The organism is Brevundimonas sp. P2_A6 (assembly GCF_056404975.1).
Genome location: NZ_JBFUCZ010000001.1, coordinates 229,220 through 250,849, shown reverse-complemented (window position 1 = coordinate 250,849; position 21,630 = coordinate 229,220). Strand labels below are relative to the sequence as shown.

Annotated in this window: 21 protein-coding genes; 14 read left to right on the top strand and 7 right to left on the bottom strand. The window is 66.7% G+C overall.

The features are described 5' to 3' along the window. Nucleotides 1–27 precede the first annotated feature (27 nt). From AC1DW4_RS01315 to AC1DW4_RS01270, 10 genes are all read left to right on the top strand, one after another. Complete coding sequence (locus AC1DW4_RS01315; protein ID WP_477015432.1) at nt 28–1,119, top strand: CobW family GTP-binding protein; 1,092 nt, start codon at nt 28–30, stop codon at nt 1,117–1,119. Nucleotides 1,120–1,162: 43 nt separating this feature from the next. Further along, the gene (locus tag AC1DW4_RS01310) at nt 1,163–1,432 is read left to right on the top strand and encodes an AbrB/MazE/SpoVT family DNA-binding domain-containing protein (protein WP_477015431.1); all 270 of its coding nucleotides are present in this window, start codon (nt 1,163–1,165) and stop codon (nt 1,430–1,432) included. Then, the gene (locus AC1DW4_RS01305; protein ID WP_477015430.1) at nt 1,402–1,827 is read left to right on the top strand and encodes a type II toxin-antitoxin system VapC family toxin; all 426 of its coding nucleotides are present in this window, start codon (nt 1,402–1,404) and stop codon (nt 1,825–1,827) included. Before AC1DW4_RS01310 ends, AC1DW4_RS01305 begins: the two co-directional genes overlap by 31 nt. A gap of 17 nt (nt 1,828–1,844) precedes the next feature. After that, nucleotides 1,845–2,525: an SDR family NAD(P)-dependent oxidoreductase gene (locus tag AC1DW4_RS01300; RefSeq protein WP_477015429.1), complete on the top strand. Its 681-nt coding sequence runs from the start codon at nt 1,845–1,847 to the stop codon at nt 2,523–2,525. Nucleotides 2,526–2,535: 10 nt separating this feature from the next. After that, nucleotides 2,536–3,510, top strand: coding sequence for a WD40 repeat domain-containing protein (locus AC1DW4_RS01295; protein WP_477015428.1), 975 nt, complete (start codon nt 2,536–2,538; stop codon nt 3,508–3,510). Nucleotides 3,511–3,565: 55 nt separating this feature from the next. After that, on the top strand, nt 3,566–3,697 hold the full coding sequence (locus AC1DW4_RS01290) for a hypothetical protein (RefSeq protein ID WP_477015427.1): 132 nt from the start codon (nt 3,566–3,568) through the stop codon (nt 3,695–3,697). Then, nucleotides 3,694–4,398, top strand: coding sequence for a monofunctional biosynthetic peptidoglycan transglycosylase (mtgA, locus tag AC1DW4_RS01285; RefSeq protein ID WP_477015426.1), 705 nt, complete (start codon nt 3,694–3,696; stop codon nt 4,396–4,398). Before AC1DW4_RS01290 ends, mtgA begins: the two co-directional genes overlap by 4 nt. A 119-nt stretch (nt 4,399–4,517) precedes the next feature. Further along, on the top strand, nt 4,518–6,386 hold the full coding sequence (locus AC1DW4_RS01280; protein WP_477015425.1) for a TadE/TadG family type IV pilus assembly protein: 1,869 nt from the start codon (nt 4,518–4,520) through the stop codon (nt 6,384–6,386). Then, the gene (locus AC1DW4_RS01275; protein WP_477015424.1) at nt 6,383–6,592 is read left to right on the top strand and encodes a flagellar hook protein FlgE; all 210 of its coding nucleotides are present in this window, start codon (nt 6,383–6,385) and stop codon (nt 6,590–6,592) included. The genes AC1DW4_RS01280 and AC1DW4_RS01275 overlap by 4 nt, the downstream gene beginning before the upstream one ends. A gap of 139 nt (nt 6,593–6,731) precedes the next feature. Continuing rightward, nucleotides 6,732–7,082: a DUF1428 domain-containing protein gene (locus AC1DW4_RS01270; protein WP_477015423.1), complete on the top strand. Its 351-nt coding sequence runs from the start codon at nt 6,732–6,734 to the stop codon at nt 7,080–7,082. 41 nt (nt 7,083–7,123) lie between these two features. On the opposite strand, the gene rpoD is transcribed toward AC1DW4_RS01270, so the two are convergent. Continuing rightward, the gene (gene rpoD, locus AC1DW4_RS01265) at nt 7,124–9,082 is read right to left on the bottom strand and encodes an RNA polymerase sigma factor RpoD (protein ID WP_477015422.1); all 1,959 of its coding nucleotides are present in this window, start codon (nt 9,080–9,082) and stop codon (nt 7,124–7,126) included. Nucleotides 9,083–9,173: 91 nt separating this feature from the next. Further along, entirely contained in the window at nt 9,174–11,045 is a 1,872-nt protein-coding gene (gene dnaG, locus AC1DW4_RS01260; protein ID WP_477015421.1) for a DNA primase, read from the bottom strand. Nucleotides 11,046–11,148: 103 nt separating this feature from the next. On the opposite strand from dnaG, the gene AC1DW4_RS01255 reads away from it, so the two are divergent. Together AC1DW4_RS01255 and AC1DW4_RS01250 are read left to right on the top strand one after the other, a co-directional pair. After that, nucleotides 11,149–12,282, top strand: a complete 1,134-nt coding sequence (locus tag AC1DW4_RS01255) for a patatin-like phospholipase family protein (protein WP_477015420.1) — start codon at nt 11,149–11,151, stop codon at nt 12,280–12,282. A gap of 186 nt (nt 12,283–12,468) precedes the next feature. Then, complete coding sequence (locus AC1DW4_RS01250; protein WP_477015419.1) at nt 12,469–12,735, top strand: hypothetical protein; 267 nt, start codon at nt 12,469–12,471, stop codon at nt 12,733–12,735. Nucleotides 12,736–12,743: 8 nt separating this feature from the next. On the opposite strand, the gene AC1DW4_RS01245 is transcribed toward AC1DW4_RS01250, so the two are convergent. From AC1DW4_RS01245 to AC1DW4_RS01230, 4 genes are read right to left on the bottom strand one after another with little or no spacing between them, the layout of a single operon-like run. After that, on the bottom strand, nt 12,744–13,700 hold the full coding sequence (locus AC1DW4_RS01245; RefSeq protein ID WP_477015418.1) for a hypothetical protein: 957 nt from the start codon (nt 13,698–13,700) through the stop codon (nt 12,744–12,746). Nucleotide 13,701: 1 nt separating this feature from the next. Continuing rightward, nucleotides 13,702–14,859 (bottom strand): glutamine-hydrolyzing carbamoyl-phosphate synthase small subunit, encoded by a 1,158-nt coding sequence (gene carA, locus AC1DW4_RS01240; RefSeq protein WP_477015417.1) that lies wholly within the window; start codon nt 14,857–14,859, stop codon nt 13,702–13,704. 46 nt (nt 14,860–14,905) lie between these two features. Continuing rightward, entirely contained in the window at nt 14,906–16,243 is a 1,338-nt protein-coding gene (locus tag AC1DW4_RS01235; RefSeq protein ID WP_477015416.1) for an amino acid permease, read from the bottom strand. Between the two features lie 9 nt (nt 16,244–16,252). Continuing rightward, a complete protein-coding gene (locus AC1DW4_RS01230) occupies nt 16,253–16,975 on the bottom strand; it encodes an SDR family NAD(P)-dependent oxidoreductase (protein WP_477015415.1) in 723 nt (240 codons plus the stop codon). A gap of 86 nt (nt 16,976–17,061) precedes the next feature. On the opposite strand from AC1DW4_RS01230, the gene AC1DW4_RS01225 reads away from it, so the two are divergent. Beyond that, on the top strand, nt 17,062–17,757 hold the full coding sequence (locus AC1DW4_RS01225) for an HAD family hydrolase (protein WP_477015414.1): 696 nt from the start codon (nt 17,062–17,064) through the stop codon (nt 17,755–17,757). Nucleotides 17,758–17,821: 64 nt separating this feature from the next. Here AC1DW4_RS01225 and AC1DW4_RS01220 read toward each other — a convergent pair whose 3' ends face one another. Beyond that, a complete protein-coding gene (locus tag AC1DW4_RS01220; RefSeq protein WP_477015413.1) occupies nt 17,822–20,890 on the bottom strand; it encodes a TonB-dependent receptor domain-containing protein in 3,069 nt (1,022 codons plus the stop codon). Nucleotides 20,891–21,348: 458 nt separating this feature from the next. On the opposite strand from AC1DW4_RS01220, the gene AC1DW4_RS01215 reads away from it, so the two are divergent. Further along, the gene (locus AC1DW4_RS01215) at nt 21,349–21,624 is read left to right on the top strand and encodes a hypothetical protein (protein WP_477015412.1); all 276 of its coding nucleotides are present in this window, start codon (nt 21,349–21,351) and stop codon (nt 21,622–21,624) included. Nucleotides 21,625–21,630 lie beyond the last annotated feature (6 nt).

Here is a 21,630-nt window from a genome sequence, read left to right as displayed (position 1 = left end):
CGCACCCCGAGCCGCCATCTAGCGGCCATGACCGACACACGCATTCCCGTCACCGTCCTGACCGGCTACCTCGGCGCGGGCAAGACCACCCTGCTGAACCGCATCCTGACCGAGGACCACGGCAAGCGATACGCCGTCATCGTCAACGAGTTCGGAGAGATCGGCATCGACAACGATCTGGTCGTCGGCGCCGACGAGGACGTGTTCGAGATGAACAACGGCTGCGTCTGCTGCACGGTGCGCGGCGACCTGATCCGCGTCGTCGCCGGCCTGATGAAGCGCCAGAAGCCTGGTGCCCCCGCCTTCGACGCCATCATCGTCGAGACGACGGGTCTCGCCGACCCCGGCCCGGTCGCCCAGACCTTCTTCGTCGACGAGGACGTCAAGGCCAAGACCAAGCTCGACAGCGTCACCGCCCTGGTCGACGCCAAGCACGTCATGGCCCGGCTGGACGATTCCAGGGAAGCCCGCGAACAGGTCGCCTTCGCCGACCGCATCATCCTGAACAAGACCGACCTCGCCACGCCCGACGAACTGACCGCCGTCGAGGCCCGCCTGCGCGCCCTGAACCCGTTGGCCCCCATCACCCGCGCCGAACGCGCCAATGTGCCGCTGGATCAGGTGCTGGGCCTTCACGGTTTCGACCTGGACCGAATCCTGGACCTGCACCCCGAGTTCGCCAATCCGGCCCACGGCGAGGCCGGTCACGTCCACGACGAGCACTGCGGCCACGATCACCATGCCCATGATCACCACGACCACGAAGTACAGAAAGTACACGAAGTACACCCTGTTTCGGGCGCGCGCGGGCACAGCCACGGCGATGACATCAAGGGAATTTCCCTCAGCCTCGACCGCCCCATGAACGGGATCAAATTCACCCAGTGGCTTGATACCCTGCTGGGTCAGCAGGGTCAGAACATCCTGCGCGCCAAGGGCATCATCGACGTCCAGGGCGAAGATTGCCGTCTGGTTTTCCAGGCCGTTCACATGATCCTGGAAGGCGACCTCCAGCGCGAATGGGGCACGAACGAACGCCGCTGGTCCCGCGCCGTCTTCATCGGCCGCGACCTGGACGAGGTGGCGCTGCGGGCAGGCTTCGAGGGATGCGCGGCTTGAAAGTAAGGCAGTTTTGCCTTACTTTCTGAATGCGAGGTTTCCCATGGTCGCTTTGACGCTCACCGCCAAAAACCAGCTCACCCTTCGCAAGGAGGTGGTCAAGCATTTGGGCCTCAAGCCCGGCGACAAGGTTGAGGCGGAACTTCGTCCCGATGGCCGCGTCGAACTCGTCGCCCCCAAGGTAAAAACCGGCAAGATTTCCGACGCCTTCGGCATCATCAAGGTGAAGCCCGGCACGCCGCCCCTCACCATCGAAGAGATGAACGAGATCATCGGCGAAGGGTGGGCCGAGAGGGGGCGACGCGGACTTTGAGGATCGCGCCAGATACCAACATTCTCATACGCGTCCTCACCAACGACGATCCTGCCCAGGCGGAGGTCGGTCGCCGGTGCTTGACTGAGGCGGATGCCATCATGCTTTCGTCTCAGGCCCTTTGCGAGACGGCCTGGGTCCTCAAGCGGTTTTTCGGTGCCTCCCGAGCGGAGATCGGCGCGGCGATCCGGGCTCTGATCGGAGCCGACAACGCGGTCTTCGATGACGCCGCCGTCGGCGCGGGCCTCAGCCTCCTGGACGCCGGCGGAGACTTCGCCGACGGCGTGATCGCGGCGACCGGGATAGGCATGGGTGCCCAGGCGTTCGTCACATTCGATCAATCGGCCGTTCAACGTCTGACGGCACTCGGCATTTCCGCCCGATCGCCTCTCTAGCTCCTGGAGTTGCTCCCATGCCTTCAATCCTCATCGTCGGGGCCTCGCGTGGCCTCGGTCTAGGCCTCGTCGCCGAACACCTGAAGCGCGGCTTCGACGTCATCGCCACGATCCGCAAGACCCAGGACGAACCGGCGCTGAAGGCCCTGCCCGGTGCCGATCGCCTGACGATCCATCATCTGGACGTCACGTCGGATGCCGACATCGCCCGCATCGCCGCCGACCTTCCCAACCCCGTCGACATCGTCTTCATCAACGCCGGGATCAGCGGTCCCAAGAGCGTCACCACCGCGACCGCCGACGAGCTCAATGCCCTGATGCAGGCCAATGTCTTCGGCCCCGTTCGCCTCGCCCATGCCCTGGCCGGTCATGTGAAGGCGCAGACCGGCATCCTGGCCTTCATGTCCAGCGCCATGGGGTCGATCGGGGAGAATCAGAACGGGACGATGGAGGTCTATCGAGCCTCCAAGACGGCCCAGAACGGCTTTGCCCGTTCGCTCTACCTGACCCAGGCCAAGCATCGGGGCGTGACCGTGCTGTCGGTCCACCCCGGCTGGGTCAAGACCGACATGGGGGGCGCGAATGCCGACATCGACGTCGACACCAGCGTCTCTGGCATCGCCGACCAGCTGAAGGCCCATGCCGGATCGCAGGCCCATCTGTTCATCGACTACAGCGGACGCCAGATCGCGTGGTAGTCCGTCCGGCATGACGACCTTCTCCTTCGACGCCCAGGTCACCTCGGCGCATTTCGACTCGTCCGGCGCTGTCTTCGCCCTGGGCGACGGCTCGGTCCGGTTCGAGGACGGCGTGTTCGACGCCGTGCACGACGGCGCGGTTCTGTGCGCGACGGTCCACCCCTCGGGCGACGGCCTGGTCACCGGCGGTGACGACGGCCGCGTGATCTGGTCCAGGAAGGGCGAGGCCGGCGTCCTGGCCACCGCCAGGGGCCAATGGATCGACGCCATCGACGCCTCGACGGAGACGAAGCTGATCGGCTTTTCGTCCGGAAAGACCCTGTCGGTCATCGACGCCACCGACGCCGGCTTCCGCCGCGACTTCCAGCATGAACGCACCGTCTCGGGCGTCGCCTTCGATCCCAAGGGTCGCCGCGTCGCCACCTCGACCTATGGCGGAGCCTGCCTGTGGTTTGCCCGCATCGCGGATCAGAAGCCGACGAAGCTGATCTGGGCCGGGTCCCACACCGGCGTCGCCTTCTCGCCCGACGGTGCCTTCGTCATCACCACCATGCAGGACATGCAGCTGCACGGCTGGCGGCTGAAGGACGCCAAGAACATGCGGATGGGCGGCTATCCGTCCAAGATCCGGTCCCTGGCCTTCCTGTCCAAAGGGTCGCTTCTGGCCACATCGGGCGCACAGGGCGCGGTGCTCTGGCCCTTCACCGGTTCGAACGGCCCGATGGGACGCGAGGCGTCGGAGATCGGCTTCGACGACACCACCACCGTGACCCTGGTCGCCGCCTCCAAGCCGCACGGACGGCTGGCGGCGGGGCTGGCCGATGGCCGCGTCTGGGTGGCCGATCCGGCCGGTCAGGGCCTGAACTTCGTCAAGGCCGACAAGGGCGCCCCCATCGTCGCCCTGGCCCTCAGCCCCGACACCACCCGCGTCGCCTGGGCCGACGAGGACGGCAACGCCGGGGTGTCTGACGTGGTCATGGACTGACCTCGACAGGGGCCGCCGCCCGGGCCTATCGTTTGCCAGGGAACGAGGGGTCGGGATGCGAAATCGCAAGGGGCGCGTCGGGTCGCCGCGCATGGCTTTCGGGTGTCTGGCCGTGGTGGTGATCCTGGTCGTCGCGGTCGGAGCCTGGCTCGTGGTTTTCCTGTGGGACGTGAACCTGCCGAAATGAACGACACGCCGACCCCGCCAGCTCCGCCCCGCCGCAAGGGTCGCCCGATCCTGACGGCCCTGCTGGTGCTGGCGCTGCTGCCCTTCGGCGGAGTGGTCATTCATCGCTTCGTGCCGGTGCCCTACACCCTGCTGATGGTCCGCGAGGGGCTGGCCGGGCACGGTCTCGACTATCGCTGGACGCCACTCGGCGACATCTCCCCCAACCTCGTCGCCTCCGCCATCGCCGCCGAGGATGCCCGCTTCTGTGGCCACGGCGGCTTCGACATGGAGGCGATCGAGAAGGCGCTGAAGAACAATGAGCGCGGGCGGAAAGTTCGCGGCGGCTCCACCATCAGCCAGCAGACCGCCAAGAACGTCTTCCTGTGGCCCGGCCGCGACTGGGTCCGAAAAGGGCTGGAGGCCGGCTACACCGTCCTGATCGAGACCGGCTGGGGCAAGCGGCGGATCATGGAGGTCTATCTGAACGTCGCCGAGATGGGACCCGGCGTCTACGGCGCGGAGGCCGCCGCCCGGCACTGGTTCGGCAAGTCGGCCGCCGACCTGACCCCCCGCGAAGCCGCTCGCATCGCCGCCATCCTGCCCAGCCCACGCCGCTATGACGCCGGAACGCCCGGTCCCTATGTCCGCAGGCGGGCGTCCCGCATCCAGGCCTCCGCCCGCGTCGTTCGCAACGAGGGTCTGGCGTCCTGCGTCCTCTGATCGAACGCCGCTCGTTATCGGCGCATTAACCCTCGCCTTCACCGATCCCTTAACCGCGCCTTGGTAGATCAGGTCGATTGCGGACCCTGCGGCCCGCCACAAGATCTTTCGGGTGGGCCATGCGGATCGTGACGAGGACAGTCTCTGCGCTGAAGGCCTTCGGGCGTCGGTTCGCCGACAACCGGCGCGGCAACGTCGCCATGATGTTCGCCCTCGCCCTGCCGCCGATGATGCTGATGACGCTGGGCGGGGTGGATATCGCCCGCGTCTCGACCGTGCGGATGAACGTCCAGGACGCGCTCGACGCCGCCACCCTGGCCGCGGCTCGGTCCAACGCCGTCAGCGATGCTGACCTGAAGACGATCGGTATCGCTGCCCTGCGCGCGAACCTGGCAAACCACCCCGACATCACGCTTCGGGACGATCTGACGACCTTCAGTCTGAATTCGAGCAGCGTGGTGGTGGCTGATACGCGGGTCGATGTGAAAGCGATCGTCGCCAACATCTTCCTGCCGCCCTACGGCCAGTTCTTCGACGACAAGCTTCCAGCCAATGCCCATTCCGAGGTCAACCGCTCATCTCAGAATGTCGAGGTCTCTCTTGTGCTTGACACGACCGGCTCGATGCTGGGCACCAAGATCGCCGACCTGAAGCTGGCCGCCAAGGATCTGGTCGATATCGTCGTCCAGGACCAGCAGACCCCCTGGTATTCCAAGGTGGCGCTCGTGCCGTATTCGATGGCGGTGAACCCTGGCTCCAGCGCGGCTCTCGCAGCGCGCGGCTCCTATGTTTCGGCTCCGACCACCATCACGGCGATCACCTGGTATTCCGGCACGCCCAAGGCCGTGACCGCCGCGACCAGGGCCAGTCCTGTGGTCGTGACCGCAGCAGGGCATGGGTTCGCCAACGGGGACAAGGTGGTGATCTGGGGCCAGACCGGGATGACCCAGATCAACGGCCGGGTTTTCACAGTCGCCAACAAGACCAGCAACACCTTCCAGCTGTCTGGCGTCAACGGCAGCGCTTACAACAGCTTCACCACTGGTGGGACGCTGGTCGCCAAGTGTGCCCGCTCGGACTGCTATCCGACGGTCACTTCGGCCAGCCACGGCATCAGCGACGGCAGCTATGCCTATCTGTCGGGCATAACCGGCATGACCCAGCTGAACGGCCAGACGATCAAGACCGACCTCGTCAGCAGCAACCAGTTCCTGCTCGAAACCGTGCCCTACGGCACCTTCGGAGGCGCAGGCGAGGTGACCTGCCGTCAGGCCGGCTGCGAGTATTTCGCCTTCATCAATGCGGATGGAGATCTGACCACCCAGAAGATCAGCGACTGCGTGACGGAGCGCTCCGGGACCAACGCCTATACCGATGCGTCGCCCTCGACCACGCGGATGGGCCGGAACTACCCTTCCAGTTCCAATCCCTGCATCGCGAATGTGATCCGTCCGCTCAGCAGCGACCGCACGACCATCAAGTCGAACATCGATAGCCTAAGCGCGGGAGGATCGACGGGTGGCCACATCGGGGTCGGCTGGGGCTGGTATACTGTCTCGCCGAACTTCAACAGCCTGTGGTCATCCAGCGGTGCAGCAGGTGCCTACACGGCGGCAAACTCGGCGAACTCGACGCTGAAGGCCGTCGTCATCATGACGGATGGTGAATACAACAGCGCCTATTGCAACGGCGTCATCAGCCTGGACTCCACCAACGGCTCCGGTGCGACATCCACGCACATCAACTGCAATGCTCCGAACGGACATCCGTTCGACCAGACCCAGGCCCTCTGCGCGGCGATGAAGGCGAAAGGCATCATCGTCTATACGGTGGGCTTCCAGGTGGTCGACGACCAGCGCGCCCGTGATCTGGTCAACGGCTGCGCCACGGATGCCGCGCACGTCTTCCTGCCCAACAGCGGGGCGGACCTGCGTCAGTCCTTCCAGGCCATCGGCCACGACATCACCAACCTGCGGATCAGCCGATGATAGCGTCTTCCGTCGCCACGGCCGGCATCGCCTCGGCCGTGGCCCGGTTCGACCAGAGCGCGGCCCGCACCGCCTCAGCCCCCCTCGACGACCTCGCTGTGGAAACCGTCGAACGCATGGAGGCCAAGGCCGCCCTGTCCGCCAACGTCGCCGTGCTGCGCACCGCCGACGCCATGACTGGCACGTTGCTGGACATGATCGCCTAAAGGTTGCACCCTGATCGCACGACCCGGCGCTCAGGCAGCACGGAACCGCTTTCCGTGCGCCGGCGCTTCCTGAACCAAGACGCGCTAAAGCCGCGAGGCTGCGCGAGCAGAGCGGTAGCGCCCGCCAAGGAGAACCAACATGCCCTACGTTTCCGGCTTCCTGACGCCGGTGAAGGCTGAGGACAAGGATCGCTACATCGCCTCGGCCGCCCACGCCTGGCCCATCTTCCAGAGATACGGCTGCCTCGAACAGGTCGAGGCCTGGGGCGTAGACGTACCGCCCGGCAAGCTCACCGGTTTCGACCTGGCCGTGAAGCTGGAGCCAGGCGAGGTGGTCGTGTTTGCGTGGCTGAAATGGCCCGACAAGGCCACGGCCGACGCCTGCTTCGCCACCATGGAAACCGACCCGGCCTGGAAGGACATGGACATGCCCTTCGACGGCAAACGGATGATGTGGGGCGGCTTCGACGTCGTATTCGACGGCCGTTAGAAAAAAGGCCCGGGAGCGATCCCGGGCCTTGTTCGGTTCGATCAGCTGTCCAGGAAGCTGCGCAGCTTCCGCGACCGGCTGGGGTGTTTCAGCTTGCGCAGCGCCTTGGCCTCGATCTGGCGGATGCGTTCGCGGGTCACGCTGAACTGCTGGCCGACCTCTTCCAGCGTGTGGTCGGTGTTCATGCCGATGCCGAACCGCATGCGCAGAACCCGCTCCTCGCGCGGCGTCAGCGACGCCAGTACACGGGTCGTGGTCTCGCGCAGGTTCGACTGGATGGCCGCGTCGATGGGCAGGATCGCGTTCTTGTCCTCGATGAAGTCGCCCAGGTGGCTGTCTTCCTCGTCGCCGATCGGCGTCTCGAGGCTGATCGGTTCTTTGGCGATCTTCAGGACCTTGCGGACCTTCTCCAGCGGCATGGCCAGCTTCTCGGCCAGTTCTTCCGGGGTCGGCTCGCGGCCGATCTCGTGCAGCATCTGGCGTGATGTCCTCACGATCTTGTTGATCGTCTCGATCATGTGCACCGGGATGCGGATGGTCCGCGCCTGGTCGGCGATCGAGCGGGTGATCGCCTGACGGATCCACCAGGTGGCATAGGTCGAGAACTTGTAGCCGCGGCGGTACTCGAACTTGTCGACCGCCTTCATCAGGCCGATGTTGCCCTCCTGGATCAGGTCCAGGAACTGCAGGCCGCGGTTGGTGTATTTCTTGGCGATGGAAATCACGAGGCGCAGGTTCGCCTCGACCATTTCCTTCTTGGCCTGTCGGGCTTCGCGCTCGCCCTTCTGGACGGTCTGGACGATGCGGCGATAGTCGTCGATCGGCAGGCCCGCCTCGACCGCGACGGCCGCGACGTCCTGGCGGATCGTGGCGATCTGGGTCGCCTCGTTGTCGCTGAACTTGGTCCAGCGCACGCCCATGTCCTTCACCCGCGTGGACCAGTTGGGATCCAGCTCGGCGGTGAAATAGGCCTTCAGGAACTCGGGGCGCGAGATGCCGTAGCTGTCGGCGAGGCGCAGGAGCCGCCCCTCCAGCCCGATCAGTCGCTTGTTGATCGCGTACAGCTGCTCGACCAGGGCCTCGATGCGGTTGTTGTTCAGCTTCAGCGTCTTCAGCCGGCCCGAGATCGCGGCCGACAGGGTGTCGTAGGCCTTGCGGTCCTTGGCGCTGAGCTCCTCGCCTTTCAGGCGGCTGTCGACCAGCTTCTCCTGCAGCTTGCGGAACGCGTCGAAGTCGCCGGCGATCGCGTCCAGCGTCTCCATGACCCCGTCTCGCAGCTCGGCTTCCAGCGCCGAGATGGACATGCCACCTCCGTCGTCGAAATCCTCGTCGTCCTCGTCGCCCTCGGGCTTGTCGCCTTCCGCTTCCGAGCCGGGCTCAGGCTCAGGCTTGGGGGGGATCGGCTGGCCGGGGATCGGCGGTTGCGGCTGGTTGTGCGGCAGGGACGAGGGGTTCAGCACGCCATAGGTGGCGTCCAGATCGATGACCTCGCGCAGCAGGATGCGGTTGTTGGCCAGTTCGTCGCGCCACACCATGATGGCCTCGAACGTCAGGGCGCTTTCGCACAGGCCGCTAATCATCGCGTCGCGACCGGCCTCGATGCGCTTGGCGATGGCGATCTCGCCCTCGCGGCTCAGCAGTTCGACCGAGCCCATCTCGCGCAGATACATCCGCACGGGGTCGTCCGTGCGGTCATAGGTCGGCTTGGCGTCGCCCTCGGTGACCGAGGTTTCGGCCTTCTCGGCCAGTTCGCCACCGGTCGATTCCGCGGCGTCTTCCTCGGCCTCGACGACGTTGACGCCCATTTCGGACAACATCGCCAGGGTGTCTTCGATCGCGTCGGGCGTGACCTCTTCGGACGGCAGGACCTTGTTCAGCTCCTCCATCGTCACATAGCCGCGCGCCTTGGCCTGTTTGATGAACTTCTTGACTCCGGCGTCGGTCAGATCGAGCAGCGGCCCGTCGGTGGTGGCTTCGGGCGCTTCCTGCGTATCGCTCATTACGTCTTCTTCTCCAGCCACAGGGAGGATCAGACCCCTTGGCAAAAATGCAACATCCGTATCAAAACAGAACGCCTGGACGCGGGTTTCGTTACGAAACCGCCGCGCCGTCCCAGATCGTCCCGGTCTTGATGGCTCGTCGCAACGCATCGCGCTCCGCCTTCAGACGACTGAAGGCCGAGGCATCGAAGGCGTGATCCGCCCCCGATTTCGCTGACGCCAGCGCCGCGTCCAGACCCGCCACGCGGGTCAGGGCATCGAAGCCTTGCGACCACCGGACCCTTGCTTCGGCGAGGGGCGCATTCGCGGCCAGGAAAGGCGCGCCGGACTTCGCCGCCGCCTTCTCGACCTCGCGCACTAAAGCATCGTGTCCGGAGGACGCGAGATGGCGACGCAGGGCCGCGCTGTCAAGCGTCTGGCCCCCGAAACGAAGGCGCACAAGCTCCTGAGCAAGCCCGTCCAAGGCCGGGTCGCCAAAACCGTGCGCCGAGATCGCCTCCAGGTGGTCGTCCATCCGTTCGGGGTCTTCGATCGCGCCGTGCGCCAACGCTGCCGCGACCGGCTCGATCGACCGGTTCAGCGCCTGCATGGCCTGTGCGCCCTCGGCGGTCTGGCCCAGCTTGGGCGGCGGACCGGGACGCCAGCGGCCGCCGGTCTGCTGCGCGCGCTGAGGGGCTTGCGCCCGCGAGGGGAACAAGGCGTCGAACCGGTCGAACAACTCGCGCCGATACTGTTCGGCCAGATCCTTGTCGGCGATGGCGGCGGCGGCCGTGCGCAACCGCCCCTTTAGCCCCGCGCGGCGTTCGGGTGTGTCCAGCGGCTCGATCTCGGCCTCTCGCTTGAACAGCACCTCGGCGAAGGGGCGTGTCTCGGTCATGGCCTGGCGCAGCGCCGGAGCCCCCTTGTCGCGCAGGATGTCGTCAGGGTCCTGCCCGCCCTCCAGAAGGGCGAAGCGGAACGACCGTCCGGATTTCAACAGCGGCAGGGCCCGCTCGATGGCGCGATAGGCCGCCCTCTGCCCCGCCCCGTCGCCGTCGAAACACAGGATCGGTTCGGACGAGACGCGCCACAGCAGGGCCATCTGCTCCTCGGTCAGGGCGGTGCCCATGGGGGCCACGGCCGGCAGTCCCGCGCGCTGGCAGGCGATCACGTCCATATAGCCTTCGACCACGATCACGCTCTGGGTCGACTTCGATTCCGCGCCCAGGATGCGCCGTGCCTCGGGCAGGCCGTAAAGGGTCGCGCCCTTGTGAAACAGCGGGCTCTCGGGCCCATTCAGATACTTGGCCCGGTCGTCGGGGTTCATGGCCCGGCCACCGAAGCTGACCAGCCGCCCGCGCGCGTCCAGGATCGGGAACATCAATCGGTCGCGGAACCGATCGTAGGGCGCGCCTCCGCCCTCCGGCGCGATCAGCATGCCCATCTCGACCAGGTCGCCGGGCTTGGCACCGCGCTGGACCAGCGCGCCCTTCAGACCCTCGCGGTCATTGGGCGCATAGCCCAGTCCGAACCGCTCCCATTGATCCTCGGGCAGGCCGCGTCGTTCGAGGTATTCCCGAGCGGCCTTGCCGACCGACCGGCGCAGATTGGCCGCGAACCATTTCTGGGCCAGGTCCATCCAGTCGGACAGGCCCTGCTTCTTCTGCTCGCGCTCGGCCGCCTGGGGGTCCTCGGCCGGCAACTGCATCCCGGCTTCCGCCGCCAGTCGCTCGACGGCTTCGGGGAAACTCAACCGCTCGGTTTCCTGCAGGAAGCTGATGACGTCGCCGTGCTTGCCCGAGCTGAAGTCGTGGAAGAACCCCTTGTCGTCGTTCACGAAGAACGACGGCGACTTCTCCTTCGAGAAGGGCGACAGGCCGACCCATTCCCGTCCCTGACGCTTGAGCTTCACCGACCGGCCGATCACGTCGGACGGGCGAAGGCGGGCCTTCAGTTCTTCCAGGAAGCGGTCATCGAAACGCACGCGCAATCCTTAACGCCATTGCGGCCCCGCGCGAAGCAACCGCGACCCCAAGACGGTGGATAGCGTCATCGACCCCTGTTATGGCCGTCACGGGGGGTCAGCCATGACACGTCGTGCCGTCGCGTTCCTGGGCCTGATGTGTGCGCTGCTGGCGGGCGGCTGCCAGACAGTGACCCGCACAGCCTTCACCTATGACGACATCGCCGCCGCCAGCCCGGACATCCGGCTGGACTTCCAGCGCCCGGCGGACCGCAACCGCTATGTCGCCGAGACCAATGCCGCAGCCCTCGGGGCGCGCGATGGGCATTTCGACCTGCTGGCCCTGTCCGGCGGCGGCGCGGTCGGCGCCTACGGCGCTGGTCTTCTGGTCGGCTGGACGCAACGCGACGACCGGCCGGAGTTCGAGGTCGTCACCGGCGTTTCCACCGGGGCCATGATCGCGCCCTTCGCCTTCATCGGCAGCGAGGGTGATGCGGAACTTCAGGCCGCCTTCACAGACGGGCGTTCGGACCGGCTGTTGCAAGCGCGCTGGGCCATGTCGCTGGTCGGACCCGGCCTGTTTCGCCAGCGTCCACTTCGCGATCTTGTCGCCGCCTCGGTCACCGACGACCTGCTGGACCGCGTGGCCGCGGGCCACCGCGCCGGCCGCAGGCTGTATGTCGCCACCACCAGCCTGGACACCCAGGGTCAGGTCGTCTGGGACATGGGGGCGCTCGCCGCCTCGGACAGGCCCGACCGGCGCGAGGTCTTCATCGACATCCTGACCGCCTCGGCCAGCATTCCCGGCGTCTTTCCGCCGGTGTTCGTCTCACTGGAGCGAGACGGGCGGACGGTTCGCGAACTGCACGCCGACGGCCGGACCACCGCCAACTTCTTCATCGCCCCCGAGCGGCTGATGCTGGACCCCCGTCTTCTGGCGGATGCGCGCGGCGGACGCATCTGGATCGCCATCAATGGCCGGCCGGATGCACGGTTCAGCGTCGCTTCCTACAGCGGGGTGGGCGTCGCCGGGCGGGGCCTGGACGCCATGATGAAGGCCTCCACCCGGATGGGACTCATCGCGGCCACCCAGTTCGCCGAGCTTCGGGGTCTATCGCTATCGATTGCCATGGCCCCGGTGGGATCCGACAACAATCTGCGCTTCGATCAGGTCTGGATGCAGGGGCTTTTCGACCAGGGGCAGGCGGCGGGGCGAAGCGACGCCGCATGGGCCAACCCCCAGGACCTGCCCGATTAACCTCTTGTTAACCACACGGGCGAAAGCGTGTCTGTAAGCATCTGATTTTCGGCATATTTCCATGAGACTTCAGGAACGATCCACAGGGTTTGTGGATTAACCATGTCGAACCCTCCCAGAAGGGGAGTGTCCCCACCGCCCCGGACGCGCTGCGCGACGGGCGGCTCACTCGCGGATTTGCTCACCATGTTCATCGCCATCGTCCGACCGGCGGTGGAACCCGCAGGCCCCGACGCCGTCGCCGTCCCCGGTTCCCCCGCCATCCCCGATTTGACGCCCCGCGCCCTGCACGCGCGCCTGCTGGAGAACGCTGCCCAGCGGCGATTGCGCGGCATGGAGCGGAAGCGAGCCGATCGGCATGAGGATGCGGACTACTGGCTGCACGCGGCACCGGTGGCCGTCAGGAAGGCCTGCGCCCTGCGCGAGGAACGCAGCTTCGCCCCCCTGCCCTGACGCCTGAGCTACCGCGCCTCGGGCAGCCGCCGCGCCAGAGACTGCCTCAGCCGTTGAAGGCGTGATCCCAAAGTCTTGGGCGTCACCCGCTCGCGGGCTTCCAGACCGACGGCCCAACGGCCGCGCACGGCCTCGGCCAGCATCGGGTGCCGGTCGTGCTGGTGGACGATGGCGCTGATCGATCCGTCCGGATTGACCACCTGACCATCCCGGAATGCGAACCCGTCGGCTGCCGCCAGCCCGATGGTGGCCACCCGGCCGTAGTTGGCGCGCACCTCGGCCTCCACCAGCCCCATGTGGATCGCCATGTTGCAGGCCGCCTGATCGGCCCCGAAGCTGCCGCCCATCTCCGAGCGCGGCACGGCGGCCAGCATCAGCACGGTGCGGCAGAACCGGATCATGTCGGCGCGCGGGCCCAGGATCGTTCCGACGCAGATGGCAGGGGCCATGGCCAGGTCGGCGGCGATCGCATCCCCGGCGAGCGCCCGGAGATATTTCATGTCGAAGGCATGGTCCGCCAGCCGATCGCCCTCCAGGAACACCTCCAGCCGCTCTGGCGCGGGCTCGAACGGGGTCTTCTGGAAGATCACGTCTCGCACGTCGGTCAGAAGAACGTTGCGGATATCGCCTCGCCCGACCAGATGCGCATCCACCGCCGCGAACCGGGCCATGACCGGATGGGGTCGCCAGCCTTCGGTCTCCGGCTGGGCCAGGAACCGCACGTCGTGGTCGGCGAACAGGGCCTCGACATCGGGCCGGGCATCGGCCGCCAGGGCGATTTCCCCATCGAAGACGCTGCGCAATGACCGGACGAAGGGCGCGATGTGGTGGGCGTCATAGCCGGTGGCGTATCCGGCAACGAGGTCGGTGATGCCCACGCCAGACACAGGCTCCACCCGCGCGGACCCCAGCGCCTGGGACAGCCAGTGCAGATAGTCCGAACGGGCGCTGGGCGACGACGCCAACCTAGGCGTCCATCAGGGCCTGGAACCGGTCGAACAGATACAGGCTGTCCGTCGGCCCCGGCGAGGCCTCGGGGTGATGCTGCACGCTGAACACCGGCCGGTCCTTCAGCTGGATGCCGCAGTTGGTGCCGTCGAACAGGGACACGTGCGTCTCCACCACCGCGTCGGGCAGGCTGTCGCGATCGACGGTGAAGCCGTGGTTCATCGACACGATCTCGACCTTGCCGGTGGTCAGATCCTTGACCGGATGGTTGGCCCCGTGGTGCCCCTGATCCATCTTCACCGTCTTGCCACCGAGCGCGAGCGCCAGCATCTGATGCCCCAGGCAGATGCCGAACACCGGCTTGCCGCTATCGACCAGTTTCCGGATTTCCGGCACCGCATAGTCGCCCGTCGCCGCCGGATCGCCCGGCCCGTTCGACAGGACGATGCCGTCGGGGTTGCGTGCCAGAACCTCCTCCGCCGTCGTCGTCGCCGGCACCACGGTGATCTTCGCGCCGGTCGAGGCCAGCGCGCGCAGGATGTTGCGCTTGACGCCATAGTCCACCACCACGACCGACTTGCGGCCCTGCGTCCTGGGGTGACCTTCGGGCCATTCCCACAGCCCCTCGTCCCACTCGAACGCCTGCAGGGTCGAGGCGGGCTTGGCGAGGTCCAGGCCGACCAGACCGGGCCAGGCCCCGGCCTGCGCGACCAGCGCCTCCAGGTCGAAGTCGCCGTCTGGATCGTGGGCGATCACCGCGTGTGGAGCGCCCTTGTCCCGGATCGTCTGGGTCAGGGCGCGGGTGTCGATGCCGGACAGGCCGACGACGCCCCGCCGCTTCATCCAGGCGTCGAGCGACGCGTCCGAGCGCCAGTTGGCCGGATCGGTCGGCAGGTCGCGGAAGATCGCGCCGCGCGCCGAGGTGTCCGACCCCCCGCCCATCTGCTCGATGTCGTCGATATTCGTGCCGGTGTTGCCGACGTGGGGAAAGGTGAAGGCCAGGATCTGGCTCATGTAGGACGGGTCGGTCAGGATCTCCTGATACCCGGTCATGGCCGTGTTGAAGACGACCTCACCGAGCGCCGAGCCGGTCGCGCCGACGCCGATTCCCTGAAAGATGGTGCCGTCGGCCAGGGCCAGCACGCCGGTGCAGCCGGGAAGTAGGGTCTGGGTCATGAACCGCTCCTTACCACCGAATCCCGGCGGGCAAACGGCGGCGTTGCTACAGAGGCGACGCGGCCGGGTCAACGCGCGCCTGCGGCCCCCTGCGCACCCACAGCCACCCGACCGAGGCGACGGCGAACAGAACGATGGCCGGAACGATGTTGCCCGGGGCCGCCGCCACCACCGCCCCGATCGAGAAGACCAGCCCGACGACCGCCAGCGCTCGCCATCCCAGGGCATCGCTCGCCCGGAACAGGCTGATGCAGCACAGGGCGTACAGGCAGATGGTCAGCACCGTGCAGGCCCCGATCAGCAGGGCGAACTGTCCGGCGAGAGTCGGCTGGGACGTCATGACCACCAGCCCAGCCATGATGGCGCCGTTGATCAGCGGATTGGCCAGCGGCAGTCGTCCCGGCGTCACCGCCGATCCGAACCAGCGCGGCAGATATCCGGCCTCGCCCGCGCTCCTCGCCGTCTCCCCGCCCAGGATGGTCCAGCCGGCGATGGTGCCCAGCGCCTTGATGACCGCGCAGGCGGCCACGAAGCCGGCGACCGACGCCCCGAAGACCCGCGCCGCCAGATCGGCGAACGGGCTGGTCGAACTGGCCAACTCGCCCGCCGGGATGACCCCGAACACCGCCACACTGGCGGCGACATAGACGACCAGCGCCAGTCCGACGCCCGCCACGCTGGCCCGACCCACGTCGCGGGCCGGATCGCGCACCAGTTGCGACAGCGCCGCCGCGCTTTCCAGCCCCAGGAAGGACCAGAAAATCACCACCAGCGACGCCGGCACGCTCTGGGCAAGAGGCAGGCCCTGCGGCGACCATGAGGCGGCGAAGGTCGGTCCACTGAACGCCATCGCCCCGGCCACGATGGCCAGCACCAGCGGCAGCAGGCCGATCACCAGGGTCACAGCGCCCAGCCGGGCCGCCACGCGGGCCCCGGCCGCATAGGCCGCCGTCGTCACACCGATCAGGACGAGGTTGCACAGCATGGCCGGGATCGGCTCGGCCAGGGACGGCAGGAAGAAGGCCAGATACCCCGTCCCGGCCAGCGCCACCGCCACATTGCCCGTCAGACAGACACCCCAGTAGGCGATCGCCGTCTGATACCCCACGAACCGGCCAAGGCCTCGCCGCGTGAAGTCCGTCAGTCCGTCCGCATCAGGCTGGAACCGGCCCAGCCCCGCGAACACCGCCGCCAGGATCATCGCCCCGGCCCCGCAGATCAGCCAGCCGATCAGGCTGGACGATCCCGTCGCGGCGAGCGCGACGGGGGCCAGATAGACGCCCGATCCGATCATGTTCCCGGCCACGACCAGGGCGGCCAGGCCCCAGCCGAGTTTGCGCACCCCTTGCCGGGCCTCCAGTGGAATCGTCTCGGTCTGGCTCATGCCAAAACGCTATGCCGGAATTCGCGCGCCGTCCCATGCGAAAACGCCCCCGCTGTCGGCCGGCGTCAGCCCCTCCAGCACCGCCAGCAGTCGCATCGCCGAATGTTCGGGCGTGAACAGCTTGTCCGGCCTCACCCCGCGCTGAAAGGGCTCGCTCAGCCCGGTGTCGACCGTGCCGGGGTGCAGACCCGCCACCACCGCCTGCGGATGGGAACGCCCCAGCTCGATCGCAAGATTGGTCAGGATCATGTTCAGCGCCGCCTTGGACGCGCGATAGCTGTGCCACCCGCCCAGCCGGTTGTCGCCGATCGACCCCACACGCGCCGACAGCGCCGCGAACACCGCCCGCCGATCGCGCGGCATCAGCGGCGCGAAATGCTTGGCGACCAGAGCCGGACCGACGGCGTTGACGCGGTAGTCCCTGAGCAGGTGCTCGGCCGTCATGGCCTTGTAGGACCGTTCCGGTTCCTGCCCATGATGCAGGACGCCGGTCGCCACGAAGATCAGGGACGGGACAGACCCATGAGCCATCTGCCCAGCGGCAGCGATGATGGACCGTTCGTCCTCGAGATCGATATGTGCCCCTGCCCCCGCGGAGCGCGCGAAACGATGGACGACGTCGAAAGCGTCGCTGGCTTGCAGAGCGTCCGCGACCGCGGCCCCGATGCCGCCGGAAGCGCCGATCACCACAGCCGATGTCTTCATGTCGTTCACGTTCATTCGCGGGGACATGCAGCGGTCGTGCACGGGGCGCAACGCGACCGGTTGACCCCGCACAAGGCGCGCGCGAGATCACCTGCCACAGCCGGAGATCCCCCATGCCCATCACCACGGTCGGCCTCGATGCCGACGACACCCTCTGGCACAACGAAACGATCTTCCGCCTGACCCAGGCGCGGTTCCTGGATCTGCTGTCCACCCATGCCGACGCGGCCACGTCCGAGGCTCGGCTGGCCGAGGTCGAGCGGCGCAACCTTCGCCTTTATGGCTACGGCATCAAGGGCTTCACCCTGTCGATGATCGAGACGGCCATGGAGCTGTGCGAGGGTGATGCGCCCGCCCCCGTCGTGCGCGAAATCCTGGCCGCCGGACGCGAGATGATCGCCCACCCGGTCGAGACCCTGCCCGGCGTCGACGAGACGGTGGCTGCGCTGGCCGAAACCCATCGCCTGGTCCTGATCACCAAGGGCGACCTGCTGGATCAGGAGCGCAAGCTGGCGGCCTCGGGCCTGGGCGACCTGTTCGCCGCCGTCGAGATCGTGTCGGAGAAGGATCGCGGCACCTACGACCGCGTCTTCGCCCGTCACGGCACGGGCGCGGCCGAGGCGGTGATGGTCGGCAACTCGATGAAGTCCGACGTCCTGCCCGCGCTGGAGGCCGGAGCCTTCGCCGTGCACATCCCCTATCATGTCACCTGGGCCCACGAACTGGCGGATGCGCCTGCCGATCACGCCCGCTACGGTGCCCTCGAGGCCATCGCAGCCCTGCCCGCCTGGATCGCCGAACGCGCATAGAAAAAGGCGGCCCCCGCGCGGGGGGCCGCCTTTCCCTTCGTCATCCGGTGCTGCTCGGGGGGGATCAGCGCCAGGCGAACAGGCTGCCGAGCGATCCCAGCTTGGCGGTCGCGCCGACATAGAAATAACGACCCAGGGCGTTGACCGGATAGGATTCCGATCCCGGTGCGGGCTGCTCGTCGGTGAAGTTGTTCACGCCCGCATACAGACCCAGCCCGTCATTGACGTCATAGGCCACGCGGATGTCGTGGACTTCGCGCGCCGGGAACTGACGGTATTCCGGTGCGTAGGCGTCCGGGTTGTTGGCCAGCCCCTGACGGCTCTGACGATCCACAGCGTTGAAGTAGCTGAAGCCGTAGTTGACGGCCAACGACTTCCAGTTCCACGTCACGTCGAACGTCGCCGTATATTCCGGCGAACCCGGGCGGTTCTGCGAGTTGATCGGGTCAGCGCCCGACACCTCGGTGAACGTCAGGGTGTCCAGCAGATTGGCGACCAGAGCGAAGTTGAACGTGCCGATATCGCGCTCGATCCCGAAGTTGGCGGGGTCCAGACGGTAGTTGGCGTTCAGATCCCAGCCCGAGGTCTCGTAGCTGGCCAGGTTTCCGGGGATCTGGTCGAAACTGACGATCCGGCCCGGGTTGCCGCCCACCGTGCCCCGCTCGATCAGATCGCAGAACTGGTTCGGACGCGGCAGGTCGTAGCAGTTGTTGACGATCGTCTGGGACGAATAGGCCTGGATCGCGTCGGCAATCTCGATGTTGTAGTAGTCGAGCGACAGCGAGAAGCCGGGGATGTCGGCGGGCGTGATGACGAACCCGAACGTGTAGGTGTCGGCGCTTTCAGGATTCAGATTCGGATTGCCCTGGACGAAGCCACCGACCGATTCCGAACTCGTGTTCTGATACCCGCCGGCCCCGACCGTCAGGCCAAACGTGGCCAGATCGGCCTGGCAGTTCGCAAGACGCAGCGTCGGGTTCTCACCTTCGGTCAGATTCTCGGCCGAGCAAGGATCGGCGAAGGTGCCGAACGTCTGCTGGCGACCCTGGAACAGGTCGACGATGTTGGGCGCGCGCACGGCCCGGGCGACCGTCGCCCGGAAGGCCAGGGTGTCGTCGATATCCCAGCGTCCGTTGACGTTCCAGGTGTCGGCCCCACCGCTGGTCGAATAGTCCGAATAACGATAGGCGGCCGACAGTTCGACCGACTTGGCGAACGGCAGGTCCTTGACGATCGGCAGCGACACTTCGGTGAAGACTTCAGACACGTCGAACTCGCCCTGGGTACGAGAGGCGCGGCCGATGCCGGTCAGCGGATATTCCAGCGAGTCGGCCAGCAGCTCGATGTCCGACGGACGCGCGTCGCTGCTTTCCTTGCGATATTCGCCGCCCAGCACGAAGCCGACCGGGCCGCCCGGCAGACTGAAGAAGCCCGTCGTGTCACCCGAGATGAAGGCGTTGACGACATGCTGTTCGATCGTGGCGTCGCTGGTGTATTCGCCCGTGATCCAGTCGATCGCGGCCTGGCTGTTCTTGCCTTCGCCGAACAGGTTCAGCGGCTGGCAGCCCGAGTTTGCGCCCGGCGTGAAGGTCGCGCCGAAGGCCTCGGCCGGGAACTGGAACTGGCCGAACACGTCGCCGACCGGCACCGCCGTCGGATCGATATTGGATCGACAGACCGGCTGGCCGCCGGAGACAATCACGTCGCTGGCCGCGAAGAAGCGGTCGTTGATGATGACGTTCTTGGCCGTCTGCTCCTGATCGGCACGACCGTAGGTGTAGGACGCCTCGAAGCTGATGTTGTCGGTCAGGTCGCCCGACAGACCCACGACCCCACGCCACGTCTCGCGCGTGATGTCATAGTTCTGCGTGCCCAGATCGAAATTGTCGCGGGCCAGCAGGACCGCGCCATCCGACAGGCCCAGGCCGCCCGGGGTCAGCGAGTCGGCGCGGGCGCTCGCCGGGATGAACGGGTTGTCCAGGGGAACGAACAGTCCATACAGATAGCTGGGCTGGGCGAAGAACTGGGTCTGGCTCTGGGTGTATTTCAGCTCGGTGAAGGCGCGCAGTCCCGGCGTCAGATCGTAACGTCCCGTCAGGCTGATCGTACCGCGCTCCAGGCCGGGCAGCAGGTCGTCGTTGAAGTCGTCCAGCGGCGTGCCGCTGCCGCCGATCGCAGTGAAGCCGCCCGCATAGACGCCGTCGACGAAGGGGTCGCCATTGCCCAGGAAGCTGACACCGGAGTTGGTCGTCGCCGTGTCGAAGTTGGTATAGATCGACCCGCCGCGCGAGGTGTCGATGTAGCGGACGTTGTTGGTCAGGATCAGGTCAGTGATGCCGGGCGTCTGGGCACCACCGAACGTTTCGGGGTCGTCCGGGTTGTTGATGAAGATCCGGCGATTTCCGGAGCGGGTGTACTCCCGCTCCGAGAACTTCAGGGCCTCGTCCTTGTTGTACTCGAAGCCCAGGGTGACGTTGCCGCGTCCATCGGCGAAGTTGTCGCCCAGCAGCAGGCTGGCATAATAGTTGTCGGCGCCACCCTCGTCCGAAGTGCCGTACTGGGTGCGGAAGTCGACGCCCTCGAAGTCGTCCTTCAGGATGAAGTTCACCACGCCGGACACGCCGTCCGCGCCGTAAACGGCCGATGCGCCGCCCGTCAGGACTTCGGTCCGCTCGACCAGAGCCACCGGGATCGAGTTGACGTCGACCGAGGGGGTGCCGGGGCTGGACGACACATGACGACGCCCGTTGACCAGCACCAGCGTCCGATCCGTACCCAGGCCACGCAGGTTCAGCAGGTTCAAACCGGCCAGGCCCGGCGTCGATGTGTCGGCGCCGTCCTGCAGCGTCAGAGAACTGGAGAGCGCCGGAATGTCCGTCAGGAACTGGGTCAGGTTCGTCTGACCCGAGTTGGTGATCGTCTCGGCCGTGACCGAGGTCACCGGGTTGGCGGCGACATAGTCCTGCACCCGGATGCGCGTACCCGTCACGACGATCTCATCCAGCGACGTCGCTTCCTGTTGAGGCTGGGGGGCCGGGGCGGTCTGGGCCAGAACCGGGGTTCCGATGAGCGCGGCGGCGAGAATGCCGCCTGCGAGGGCCGAGGTGTGACGAAGGCGGGAACGGTTCATCATGGGACTGACTGGACTCCTGACAGCGGACTGAGACTGTGGATCGGGGATTGCGTGGTGGGGACCTATCGTCGCCACGGTCTAGATCGCAACACACACCGGCCGGAAGCATGTCTATTTTGAGGATTTATCACGAGATCGTGACTATTCCTGCATGAGCCACCGTTCAAATAGCGGCGTCTTAGCGAGTTATGGGACGCTTTCCGTCGCATCTCGAGGATCGCAAGCTCGACGTTCGCAGCAGCACGGTCCTCACCATTCTGTATGGAAACAGCCGTCTCACCCCGAGCCGCGCGATGGGAAGGAGACGGGTTGCACGGCGCTGCCCGTCTCTCTAAACGGGCCGCTTAACCGACAACCCGAACGCCCCCGGTCCGCGATCCTCGCTGCGCCGGCCGTTCGCGCGCGAGCGAGAGACCGCCCTGGACGACGACGCCATCCCTCACGAAGAGCGAGACGCCATGATCCGCGCATCGCTGGCGGAGCATGGCGATTCGGGAATCACGCCGCGCCACACCCTGTTCTACTTCTATGGCGAGGGTGACCACGACGACCTGAACGAGGTCGCCCGCCGCGCCGGTTTCCTGACCAAGGGCCAGGACGACGCCACCATTCTCGAGACGACGATGGCGGTCGACGAGGCGTCCTTCGCCCCCGTCAGCGCCATGATGCAATCCTGGGCCGCGGCCTTCCAGCTCGACTACGACGGCTGGGAGTGCGCGGTCGTGACGAATTAAGGGAGG

What these genes read in the sequence shown, in the direction of transcription:
- AC1DW4_RS01315 (WP_477015432.1), top strand. Translation starts at nt 28, where the DNA reads ATGACCGACACACGCATTCCCGTCACCGTCCTGACCGGCTACCTCGGC.
- AC1DW4_RS01310 (WP_477015431.1), top strand. Translation starts at nt 1,163, where the DNA reads ATGGTCGCTTTGACGCTCACCGCCAAAAACCAGCTCACCCTTCGCAAG.
- AC1DW4_RS01300 (WP_477015429.1), top strand. Translation starts at nt 1,845, where the DNA reads ATGCCTTCAATCCTCATCGTCGGGGCCTCGCGTGGCCTCGGTCTAGGC.
- AC1DW4_RS01295 (WP_477015428.1), top strand. Translation starts at nt 2,536, where the DNA reads ATGACGACCTTCTCCTTCGACGCCCAGGTCACCTCGGCGCATTTCGAC.
- AC1DW4_RS01290 (WP_477015427.1), top strand. Translation starts at nt 3,566, where the DNA reads ATGCGAAATCGCAAGGGGCGCGTCGGGTCGCCGCGCATGGCTTTCGGG.
- mtgA (WP_477015426.1), top strand. Translation starts at nt 3,694, where the DNA reads ATGAACGACACGCCGACCCCGCCAGCTCCGCCCCGCCGCAAGGGTCGC.
- AC1DW4_RS01280 (WP_477015425.1), top strand. Translation starts at nt 4,518, where the DNA reads ATGCGGATCGTGACGAGGACAGTCTCTGCGCTGAAGGCCTTCGGGCGT.
- AC1DW4_RS01275 (WP_477015424.1), top strand. Translation starts at nt 6,383, where the DNA reads ATGATAGCGTCTTCCGTCGCCACGGCCGGCATCGCCTCGGCCGTGGCC.
- AC1DW4_RS01270 (WP_477015423.1), top strand. Translation starts at nt 6,732, where the DNA reads ATGCCCTACGTTTCCGGCTTCCTGACGCCGGTGAAGGCTGAGGACAAG.
- rpoD (WP_477015422.1), bottom strand. Translation starts at nt 9,082, where the DNA reads ATGAGCGATACGCAGGAAGCGCCCGAAGCCACCACCGACGGGCCGCTG.
- AC1DW4_RS01255 (WP_477015420.1), top strand. Translation starts at nt 11,149, where the DNA reads ATGACACGTCGTGCCGTCGCGTTCCTGGGCCTGATGTGTGCGCTGCTG.
- AC1DW4_RS01250 (WP_477015419.1), top strand. Translation starts at nt 12,469, where the DNA reads ATGTTCATCGCCATCGTCCGACCGGCGGTGGAACCCGCAGGCCCCGAC.
- carA (WP_477015417.1), bottom strand. Translation starts at nt 14,859, where the DNA reads ATGACCCAGACCCTACTTCCCGGCTGCACCGGCGTGCTGGCCCTGGCC.
- AC1DW4_RS01235 (WP_477015416.1), bottom strand. Translation starts at nt 16,243, where the DNA reads ATGAGCCAGACCGAGACGATTCCACTGGAGGCCCGGCAAGGGGTGCGC.
- AC1DW4_RS01230 (WP_477015415.1), bottom strand. Translation starts at nt 16,975, where the DNA reads ATGTCCCCGCGAATGAACGTGAACGACATGAAGACATCGGCTGTGGTG.
- AC1DW4_RS01225 (WP_477015414.1), top strand. Translation starts at nt 17,062, where the DNA reads ATGCCCATCACCACGGTCGGCCTCGATGCCGACGACACCCTCTGGCAC.
- AC1DW4_RS01220 (WP_477015413.1), bottom strand. Translation starts at nt 20,890, where the DNA reads ATGATGAACCGTTCCCGCCTTCGTCACACCTCGGCCCTCGCAGGCGGC.
- AC1DW4_RS01215 (WP_477015412.1), top strand. Translation starts at nt 21,349, where the DNA reads ATGATCCGCGCATCGCTGGCGGAGCATGGCGATTCGGGAATCACGCCG.